The following is a 7,203-nucleotide window of genomic DNA, read 5'->3' as shown; positions in this document are numbered from 1 at the left end:
AGGGGCGTGTTGAACCTGGTGATGGGCAAGGGCTCCATCGTCGGCCAGACGATGCTCGACAGCCCCGACATCCAGGCGATCACCTTTACCGGCTCGACCGGCACCGGCAAACGCGTGGCGCTGGCCTCGGTCGAGCACAATCGCAAGTACCAGCTGGAGATGGGCGGCAAGAACCCGTTCGTGGTGCTCGACGACGCCGATCTCGGTGTTGCCGTCGAAGCCGCGGTCAACTCCGCCTTCTTCTCCACCGGCCAGCGCTGCACCGCCTCGTCGCGCATCATTGTCACCGACGGCATCCACGACCGCTTCGTGGCGGCGATGGGCGAGCGCATGAAGGGCCTCGTCATCGACGATGCGCTGAAGGCCGGCACCCATATCGGCCCGGTGGTCGACCAGAGCCAGCTCAACCAGGACACCGACTATATCGCCATCGGCAAGCAGGAAGGCGCCAAACTCGCCTTCGGCGGCGAACTGCTGCAGCGCGACACGCCCGGCTTCTACCTGCAGCCGGCGCTGTTTACCGAGGCGACCAATGCGATGCGCATCTCGCGCGAAGAAATCTTCGGACCGGTCGCGTCGGTGATCCGGGTGAAGGACTATGACGAGGCGCTGGCCGTCGCCAACGACACGCCGTTCGGGCTGTCGTCGGGCATCGCCACCACCAGCCTCAAGCATGCGACGCATTTCAAGCGCCAGGCCGAGGCCGGCATGGTGATGGTCAACCTGCCGACCGCCGGCGTCGATTTCCACGTGCCGTTCGGTGGCCGCAAGGGCTCCTCCCATGGCGCGCGCGAGCAGGGTCGTTATGCCGCCGAATTCTACACAACCGTCAAGACGGCCTACACCCTGGCTTAAAGGGGCGCCGTCCAGGGCCCGCGTTTCGACGCGGGCCGCTCAAGGAAGGACAAAATGAAGAAGAAAGCTGAGTGGCCGCGCAAGTTGCGTTCGCAGGAATGGTTCGGCGGCACGGGCAAGAATGCCATCATGCACCGCTCCTGGATGAAGAATCAGGGGCTGCCCGCCGACACCTTCGACGGCCGGCCGATCATCGGCATCTGCAACACCTGGTCGGAACTGACGCCGTGCAACGCGCATCTGCGTGATCTGGCCGAACGGGTGAAACGCGGCGTCTACGAGGCCGGCGGCTTCCCGGTCGAATTCCCGGTGTTTTCCGTGGGCGAGAGCACGCTGCGGCCGACGGCGATGATGTTCCGCAACCTGGCGGCGATGGATGTCGAAGAGGCGATCCGGGGCAATCCGGTCGATGGCGTCGTGCTGCTCGGCGGCTGTGACAAGACCACGCCGAGCCTGCTGATGGGCGCGGCCAGCGTCGATATCCCCGTCATTCTCGTCTCCGGCGGCCCGATGCTGAACGGCAAGTGGCGCGGCAAGGACGTCGGCTCGGGTACCGCGATCTGGCAGTTTTCCGAAATGGTGAAGTCCGGCGAGATGTCGCTGGACGAGTTCATGGACGCCGAACAGGGCATGGCCCGCTCGGCCGGCAGCTGTATGACCATGGGTACGGCCTCGACCATGGCATCGATGGCCGAAGCGCTGGGGATGACGCTACCCGGCAATGCGGCCATTCCGGCCGTCGACGCCCGACGGCGGGTGATCTCCCAGCTTTCCGGCCGTCGCATCGTCGACATGGTCAAGGAGGATCTGAAGCCGTCCGACATCCTGACCAGGGAAGCGTTCGAGAATGCCATCCGCGTCAACGGCGCTGTCGGCGGCTCGACCAATGCGGTGCTGCATCTTCTGGCGCTTGCCGGCCGCATCGGTGTCGATCTGACGCTCGATGACTGGGACCGGCTCGGCCGCGACGTACCGACGATCGTCAATCTGCAGCCGTCGGGCAAGCACCTGATGGAAGAGTTCTACTATGCGGGCGGCCTGCCCGTGGTCATCAAGGCCGTCGGCGAGATGGGTCTCTTGCACAAGGATGCCTTGACCGTCACCGGCGACACGATCTGGAACGGCGTCAAGGACGTCACCAACTACAACGACGACGTCATCGTGCCGCGCGAGAAGGCGCTGACGCAGTCGGGCGGCATCGCCGTGCTGCGCGGCAATCTCGCGCCCAAGGGCTGCGTGCTGAAGCCGTCGGCGGCATCGCCGCACCTGATGCAGCACAAGGGCCGCGCCGTCGTCTTCGAAAGCATCGAGGACTACCACGCCCGCATCAACCGCGACGATCTCGACATCGACGAGACCTGCGTGATGGTGCTGAAATACTGTGGGCCGAAGGGTTATCCCGGCATGGCCGAGGTCGGCAACATGGGCCTGCCGCCGAAGGTGCTGAAGAAGGGCATCACCGACATGATCCGCATTTCCGATGCGCGCATGTCGGGCACCGCCTATGGCACCGTCATCCTGCACACCGCGCCGGAAGCCGCCGATGGTGGTCCGCTGGCGCTGGTTGAGAACGGCGACATGATTGCCGTCGACGTTCCGGCCCGCACCATCCGGCTCGACGTTTCCGACGAGGAACTGGCCCGCCGCCGGGCGGCCTGGGTCTCGCCGGTAAAGCCGCAAAAGGGCGGTTATGGCGGCCTTTACGTCAATACGGTGATGCAGGCCGATACCGGTGCCGACCTCGACTTCCTCGTCGGCGCACGCGGTTCCGTCGTCGAACGCGACAGCCACTAAGCGCGCCGCGCGAGAGCGTCCTTCGCGCGTCAAATATGATGCGCGAAGGACGCTGTAACGCTTTAAACTTGCTGCATAATTTTCTCCTCAAATCGATTTCGATTCAAGGAATTATCCAGTCAGCCCATGCTCCTACGCCTGTCGCACCGCGATTGCAGTGCGACAGGATCGGTGTCGGCTCAGCAGAGCTGCTCTCTGAAGAGCCAGATGAGCATGGTTGTGCATGCCCTTAAGCCTCGGCACGGGCTGGGAATTGCTCAGCCCAACGGCACAGCCCCACTGCTCCAGCGTTGAGCGCTGCTCCGCTTTCCGTCAACGAATAGACGACCTTGGTCGGGGATCCCGGATAGACTTTTCGGTTCACAAGCCCGTCGGCCTCCAGCTCGCGCAATTGCTGCGTCCGCACCTTTTCACTGACCGCCGGAATCGACTGTCGCAGCCGGCCAAACCTGCGGGGTGCTACGCCGAGCTCGCAAAGGATATCTATTTTCCACTTGCCTGCGACCATCTTCATCGCTGTCGAAAAACCATTCTCCATAGGCTTGTCCATCCCAGTCACCTTACCGGCGGGTAACCACTTGCACCTCCGTGCGTATTGGCACGGCGCCTTCCACATCGTAGCTCTCTCAACGGCAAGCGCGCCGAGTGTTGCGCCGATCAATATGAGGTGTCGGAATGAAGCCTACAATCCGTGTTTTGGCGACCGGCCGTATGGGATCGGAGGGCTGCTCGGGCCTTGTTACCCGAGCATGAGCCGAACCAGACCAATGATCTACAGGAGCGGAATGGAATGTCTTTAACGCATCTCATCGATTCGTATTGTGCTGCCTGGTCGAAGGAGGACGCCCAGCAGCGACGGGCGTTGCTGTTACCGATCTGGAGCGATGGCGCAACGTACACTGATCCAACGGTTCATGCTGCTGGCGCGGAAGAATTGCTCGCACATATCGCAGGAATTCAGGCCAAGCATCCCGGTGCACGCATCATACGGACAAGCGACGTCGATGTTCATCATGGGATCGCACGCTTCGCGTGGAAGTTTGTGATGCCTGATGGATCATCCTTCCCCGAGGGCTTGGACATAGCATTCCTCGACCCTGGCCAGGAGCGAATAACACGTATCATCGGCTTTTTCGGACCGTTGGTAAGGTCTTCAGTGTCGTAGGCCACAACGCCGTGCAGCCGCAGCCCCAACCGGCGACGAGGGCTTTGGCTGGCGGCAGGACATCCTACTGACTTTGCGTCTGGCTCTGGTTCTGCGCCTGCTGCTCGACGGTCACCGATACCTTCAACGTCTCGTTGGCTTCACCGTGGATCAGGCCCGATATCGGCGCGGCATCGCGGTAGCAGAGGCCGGACGCGATCCGTACATAGCGGTCGTCCGGGCAAATCTTGTTGGCGGCATCGAAGCCGACCCAGCCGAGACCGGGCAGATGCACCTCGGCCCAGGCGTGGCTTGCGGTCTGCTCCGGTTGCCCCTCCATCATCAGGTAGCCTGAGATGTAGCGTGCCGGCATGTCGAGCGAGCGGGCTGCCGAGATCATGATATGGGCATGGTCCTGGCAGACGCCATGGCCGCTCTCCAGCGCATCCTCCGCAGCCGTCTCCGCGTGGGTTTCGCCGGCCTTGTACTCCACCGCGTCATGGATCGTCGCCATCAGCGCGTGCATCCGGGCCAGATCGGTCTCGCCCTCGGCCGATTTCGCCAGATCGCGGATCAGCTTGCCGGCCTTGGTCAGCGGTGTTTCGCGGGCATAGAGCCACAGCGGCACGTAGGACTGGTGCGGCCCGAAGACGCCGGCGCGATCCTCGGTGTGGACCTCGCCGCTCGCGGTGATGCGGATCGCCTGCTGGTCGCCGTCGACGCTGACGAGATGGACGCGGTTGCCGAAGTGATCGTCGTAGCTCACCTCGATCGCCGCGCCGTCGACGAGCGTCTGCCAGCCAAGCACAGTCTGGCCGACCCCGGTGATCGGCGTCAGGCGCAGCCGCTGCAGCGCATACTGCACCGGCTCGTCATAGTGATATTCGGTCGTATGGCTGATTTTCAGGTGCATGTTGTCCTCCCGAAACTCAGTTGAAGCGATAGCCGTCGGAGATTTCCTGTCCCAGACGGTTGTTCTGGCTGATGAAATCCTCGAGATATTCGTGCAGGCCCTGGTCCATGATGTCGGTGATCGAGCGGCTGCGCAGCGCGGCAAGCGTGCGTTCCGCCGTTTCGTGCGCCTCGTGGCGCTCGCCATATTCCCGTTCGAGATAGCCGAGGTTGCTGGCGATCTTTTCATAGCAATAGGCAAGCGATCGCGGCATGCGACCGTTGGAGATCAGGAAATCGGCGATATTCGCCGGCTTCAGTTCGGCATCATAGACCCAGCCATAGGCGCGGTGGGCCGAAACCGAGCGCAGGATCGATTCCCACTGCACATTGTCCATCGATGAGCCGACGGCGGCGACCGCCGGCAGCAGCACGTAGTATTTGACGTCGAGGATGCGCGCGGTGTTGTCGGCGCGCTCGATGAAGGTGCCGATGCGCGAGAAGTTGAAGATCTCGTTCCTGAGCATCGTGCCGTGGAAGGCGCCGCGGATGAGACCGGCGCGCCGCTTGATCGTGTCGATGATCTCCGGCATGTCGGTCGGACGCGCCTTCTTCGAGAGGATCGCCTTCATCTCGAGGTAACATTCGTTGGTCGCTTCCCAGGTCTCGCGCGTCAACGCCGTTCGCACCATGCGGGCGTTGTGGCGGCCTGCCTCGATGCAGGACATCACGCTCGACGGATTCGCGCGGTCGCGCAACAGGAAGTCGATCGCGTCGATGCTCGTCAACGTCTCGTGCACTTCGTCGTAGAGTTCGCGCACGCCAGCACTTTGCAGCACGCCGTCCCAGTCGCCCTCCGTCGCCTCGCTGCGGGTCAGCGCCATGCGCAGGCCGGCGTCGATCAACCGGGCGCTGTTTTCGGCGCGTTCGATATAGCGGAACATCCAGTAGAGACCGTTTGCAGTTCTTCCCAACATGGTCTCAGTCCTCCAGCACCCAGGTGTCTTTGGTCCCGCCGCCCTGGCTGGAGTTCACGACAAGCGAACCAGCCTTGAGGGCGACGCGCGTCAGGCCGCCGGGAATGATCTGCACCTTGTCGGAGACAAGGACATAGGGACGAAGATCCACGTGCCGGGGCGCGATGCCCTTGTTGACGAGGATGGGCACGGTCGACAGCGACAGCGTCGGCTGGGCGATGTAGTTGGTTGGGCGGGCCTTCAGTTTTTCGGCAAAGACGGCGCGCTCCTTCTTGCTGGCGGTCGGGCCGACCAGCATGCCGTAGCCGCCGGAGCCATGCACCTCCTTGACCACCAGTTCTTCCAAGTGTTCGAGCACGTATTTCAGGCTCTGCGGCTCGGAACAGCGCCAGGTCGGCACGTTTTCGAGCAGCGGTTTGCGGCCGGTATAGAACTCGACGATCTCGGGCATATAGGAGTAGATCGCCTTGTCGTCGGAAATGCCGGTGCCCGGCGCATTGGCGATGGTGATGTTGCCGGCGCGGTAGACGTCCATGATGCCGGGGATGCCAAGGGCGGAATCCGGACGGAAGGTGAGGGGGTCGAGGAAGTCGTCGTCGACGCGGCGATAAAGCACGTCGATCGCCTCATAGCCGCGCGTGGTGCGCATCTTCACCTTGCCGTCGATGACGCGCAGGTCCGATCCCTCGACCAGTTCGACGCCCATCATGTCGGCGAGGAAGGCATGTTCGTAATAGGCGGAGTTGTAGATGCCGGGGGTCAGCACGGCGACGCGCGGCTTGCCGCTGCAGCCGGGGGGTGCCAGCGACGCCAGGCTCTGGCGCAGGAGGTAGGGATAGTTCTCGACCGGGCGCACGCGGTTCTGATGGAACAGCTCAGGGAACATCTGCATCATCGTTTCCCGGTTTTCCAGCATGTAGCTGACGCCGGACGGCGTGCGGGCATTGTCCTCGAGCACGTAGAACTGATCTTCGCCGGTGCGCACGATGTCGGTGCCGACGATATGGGTGTAGACGCCGCCCGGCGGCCGGAAGCCGATCATCTGCGGCAGGAACGCCACGTTCTTCTCGATCAGCTCGCGCGGCACGCGTCCGGCGCGGATGATCTCCTGCTTGTGGTAGATGTCGTCGAGGAAGGCGTTAAGGGCGATGACCCGTTGTTCGATGCCCTGGGCGAGCTTGCGCCATTCGCGGCCGGAAATGATGCGGGGGATGAGGTCGAAGGGGATGAGCTTTTCGGAGGAGTCTGCGTGTCCGTAGACTGCGAAGGTGATGCCGGTTTTGCGGAAGATGTTCTCGGCGTCCTTCGATTTCGCTATGAGCCGATTTCTGTCCTGGCTGGCATACCATTCATGATAGGTCGAATATGGCTGGCGCGGACTGCTGTCCGCATTCATCATTTCGTCAAATGCCAAAGGCGTGGTCCCCTTATTTTTGACCATTTGAGTACAACGCCGGTTGCAATGCAAGAAGCGTGCACAGTCGCGGGACAAGAAAGTTCTGGCGCGTTATCCCGGCTCTTCCGGGCAATGAGATGCCCAAC

General features: G+C 62.6%; 7 protein-coding genes. 3 read left to right on the top strand and 4 right to left on the bottom strand.

Annotation, left to right across the window (positions count from 1 at the left end; all coding sequences use genetic code 11):
* Positions 1 to 855, top strand: an 855-nt coding sequence (locus BC363_RS03265) for an aldehyde dehydrogenase family protein (RefSeq protein ID WP_141690206.1), incomplete at its 5' end; no start/stop codon positions are given.
* 54 nt (positions 856 to 909) lie between these two features.
* Complete coding sequence (gene araD, locus BC363_RS03260) at positions 910 to 2,649, top strand: L-arabinonate dehydratase (protein WP_065786278.1); 1,740 nt, start codon at positions 910 to 912, stop codon at positions 2,647 to 2,649.
* A gap of 229 nt (positions 2,650 to 2,878) precedes the next feature.
* Here araD and BC363_RS03255 read toward each other — a convergent pair whose 3' ends face one another.
* A complete protein-coding gene (locus tag BC363_RS03255) occupies positions 2,879 to 3,199 on the bottom strand; it encodes a helix-turn-helix domain-containing protein (RefSeq protein ID WP_065786980.1) in 321 nt (106 codons plus the stop codon).
* Positions 3,200 to 3,439: 240 nt separating this feature from the next.
* Here BC363_RS03255 and BC363_RS03250 point away from each other — a divergent pair, with 240 nt between their 5' ends.
* The gene (locus tag BC363_RS03250) at positions 3,440 to 3,814 is read left to right on the top strand and encodes a hypothetical protein (RefSeq protein WP_065786279.1); all 375 of its coding nucleotides are present in this window, start codon (positions 3,440 to 3,442) and stop codon (positions 3,812 to 3,814) included.
* 64 nt (positions 3,815 to 3,878) lie between these two features.
* Here the strand turns inward: BC363_RS03250 and BC363_RS03245 are convergent, their stop codons facing one another.
* The 3 genes from BC363_RS03245 to BC363_RS03235 are packed head-to-tail and all read right to left on the bottom strand — an operon-like array spanning position 3,879 to position 7,060.
* On the bottom strand, positions 3,879 to 4,706 hold the full coding sequence (locus tag BC363_RS03245) for a transglutaminase family protein (protein ID WP_065786280.1): 828 nt from the start codon (positions 4,704 to 4,706) through the stop codon (positions 3,879 to 3,881).
* A 16-nt stretch (positions 4,707 to 4,722) separates the two neighbouring features.
* Positions 4,723 to 5,661 (bottom strand): alpha-E domain-containing protein, encoded by a 939-nt coding sequence (locus tag BC363_RS03240; RefSeq protein ID WP_065786281.1) that lies wholly within the window; start codon positions 5,659 to 5,661, stop codon positions 4,723 to 4,725.
* A gap of 4 nt (positions 5,662 to 5,665) precedes the next feature.
* The gene (locus BC363_RS03235) at positions 5,666 to 7,060 is read right to left on the bottom strand and encodes a circularly permuted type 2 ATP-grasp protein (RefSeq protein ID WP_065794299.1); all 1,395 of its coding nucleotides are present in this window, start codon (positions 7,058 to 7,060) and stop codon (positions 5,666 to 5,668) included.
* Positions 7,061 to 7,203: the final 143 nt, after the last annotated feature.

It is taken from the genome of Ensifer sp. LC384 (assembly GCF_001695865.1).
In the GTDB taxonomy this organism is placed as follows: domain Bacteria; phylum Pseudomonadota; class Alphaproteobacteria; order Rhizobiales; family Rhizobiaceae; genus Ensifer.
The sequence above is the reverse complement of the archived record's forward strand: the minus strand, read 5'-3'. Positions and strand labels throughout refer to the sequence as shown.

Coding starts and splice junctions, on each gene's coding strand:
- araD (WP_065786278.1), top strand. CDS start 910: ATGAAGAAGAAAGCTGAGTGGCCGCGCAAGTTGCGTTCGCAGGAATGG.
- BC363_RS03255 (WP_065786980.1), bottom strand. CDS start 3,199: ATGGACAAGCCTATGGAGAATGGTTTTTCGACAGCGATGAAGATGGTC.
- BC363_RS03250 (WP_065786279.1), top strand. CDS start 3,440: ATGTCTTTAACGCATCTCATCGATTCGTATTGTGCTGCCTGGTCGAAG.
- BC363_RS03245 (WP_065786280.1), bottom strand. CDS start 4,706: ATGCACCTGAAAATCAGCCATACGACCGAATATCACTATGACGAGCCG.
- BC363_RS03240 (WP_065786281.1), bottom strand. CDS start 5,661: ATGTTGGGAAGAACTGCAAACGGTCTCTACTGGATGTTCCGCTATATC.
- BC363_RS03235 (WP_065794299.1), bottom strand. CDS start 7,060: ATGATGAATGCGGACAGCAGTCCGCGCCAGCCATATTCGACCTATCAT.